This window comes from Streptomyces sp. RP5T (assembly GCF_003933965.1).
Classification (GTDB): domain Bacteria; phylum Actinomycetota; class Actinomycetes; order Streptomycetales; family Streptomycetaceae; genus Streptomyces.
In genome coordinates this window covers 1-1901 of record NZ_RSAJ01000977.1, presented here as the reverse complement: position 1 = coordinate 1901, position 1901 = coordinate 1, and the positions used below count along the sequence as shown (strand labels likewise).

Annotated in this window: 2 protein-coding genes and 1 pseudogene; 1 reads left to right on the top strand and 2 read right to left on the bottom strand. The window is 73.3% G+C overall.

Going from position 1 to position 1901, the window contains the following annotated elements; translation table 11 throughout:
* A partial coding sequence (locus EHS43_RS43635) for a hypothetical protein (RefSeq protein ID WP_125195949.1) occupies nucleotides 1–701 on the bottom strand: 701 nt, incomplete at its 3' end.
* A gap of 125 nt (nucleotides 702–826) precedes the next feature.
* Complete coding sequence (locus EHS43_RS43630) at nucleotides 827–1333, bottom strand: dual specificity protein phosphatase family protein (RefSeq protein WP_185806664.1); 507 nt, start codon at nucleotides 1331–1333, stop codon at nucleotides 827–829.
* A gap of 119 nt (nucleotides 1334–1452) precedes the next feature.
* Between EHS43_RS43630 and EHS43_RS43625 the strand changes: the two are divergent.
* Nucleotides 1453–1901: pseudogene (locus EHS43_RS43625) on the top strand (NERD domain-containing protein); the annotation flags it as partial.

The following is a 1901-nucleotide window of genomic DNA, read 5'->3' as shown; positions in this document are numbered from 1 at the left end:
GCGTTGCCGAGACCACGGCTGCCGGTGCGCAGCATCTCGTCATGGGTGAGCAGCATCGACTTCTGCTGCGGGTCCCAGGTCCACTGGAGCCGGTACTCGTACCCGGCCACCTCGGAGGGCGAACGGATGATCACCGAGTGTCCGGCCAGCTCCACCCCGCTGATCGCATCCTCCCAGCGCATGACCCGCACGAGCCGGTGCCTGACGACGGTGTAGACGCGTACGGCGGTGACATTGCCGGGCAGCTGCCGGAAGCCCAGCGTCAGGTCCTCGTGCCCGTCCCCGGTCAGATCGCGGTAGTACGGCCGCAGGACCGGGCACCTCTTCCCGGCCGCCCCCGCCTTCCCGCAGTCCGCCATCCGGTGGGCCGTCTCGACGTACCCACCCTTGGCGTAGCTGCCGGGATCCTTCTTGATCTCGGCGCGCACGAGGGCGACCGGATCCACCCGGCGGATGTCGTCGCCGGGCACGGAGACGCCCGCCACGGGCTCCGAGTCCACCTCGCCGATCTCGAAGGCCGGGCTGGAGGCGGGCGTCAGCTGCGGCCACAGCCGGTCGGGGCTGATCGCGGTCGGCGTGGAGCCCGCGCCCACCAGGCCGCCCGCGTCGCCACAGCCCGCCGCGGCCGCGAGCAACAGGGTGACGGCGGCTGCGGCGGCTGCGGCGCGGGTCGTACGGCGGGCGCGGCGGGCGGGTGGCACTGTGCTCCTGGGATCGGGGCCGGTCGGGGGTGTCGGCCCCGTACACACTATTCGTACGGAAGTCCTTTTTGCCGTCCGGCCGTACCGGCCCGCGGTACCGCCCGCGCCTCCTCGGTCGCCCGCGCCTACTCGGTCAGCTCCTCCAGCAGCCGGGCCGTCGACAGGCCGGCCCGGAGGTACTCGACGAACAGCTCGTTGTGCAGCGCCCACGGCGAGCGCCGGCCCCGGATCAGCCGGATCGCCGCGTCGGCCGTGTGTCCCCTGCGGACCAGGGCGTGCGCGACGACCAGGCCGGAGCGGTTGTAGCCGTGGTAGCAGCGGACGAGGACCTTGCGGCCCTCGTCCAGCGCGTCGCTCGCGGCCTGCGCCAGGCGCATCACGCCCGCGAGCTGGGTCCCGTCCAGCGGGCCGTCCGGAATCGGCCACACATGGTGCTCGACCCCGGGATCGGGGCCGTGGCCCGGCAGCCGCAGCAGCGTCTGCACGAGCTCGAACTCGTCCCGTACGACGGCGAACTCCCGTTGCCCGGACAGGCCCCGGAACTCGTGCCCGCCCATCCACAGACCGGGCACGATCTCGTCCCACGCCCTGTCCGGAGCCGGTACGTCGGGTTGCTTCCTGCGGGTCCGCAACAGCGCCTCCCCAAGCCCCTGCGCCAAGCCCTGCAACTCATGGCAACTCACCCCAAAGGTAACCGGCTTCTTGCCTGCGCAGCACCCCGCCTGTTCCCATGGTCCTGGGGTGATGGTGCATGAGCGGACTGCGCGTCGTACCGACCTGGCGGCACGGTCAGGAGCGGCTCTACGTCTGCCTCACGGACGGCAGGAACATCGCCTGGTACGACCGTGAGGCGGCCCGGATCAATCTGCTGAGCGAGGACCGCAGAGAGGACGTGCTCGACGCCCTCGGGCCCTTCCTGACCGGCCGGGTGGCCGTGGGCCCGCCCCCGGTGCCGACGCCCGCCGAACTGGCCCGGCTCTCCCTCCACCCGGACGACGACCTCGCGCCCAACCGGCCCGGTGAGGCCCTCCAGATCGCCCTGGACCGGGACCCCGGGCCCGCGCACCGGCTCCGCCGCGATCCCCGGCGACGCGCGCTGGAGGCCGAGCAGACCGTGGGCGAGGCGCTGGACCGCCTGGACGGCGCGGGCTGGCACACCCTGCACTCCGTCCCGCTGCCCGGCGGCGACCGGGTCCACCA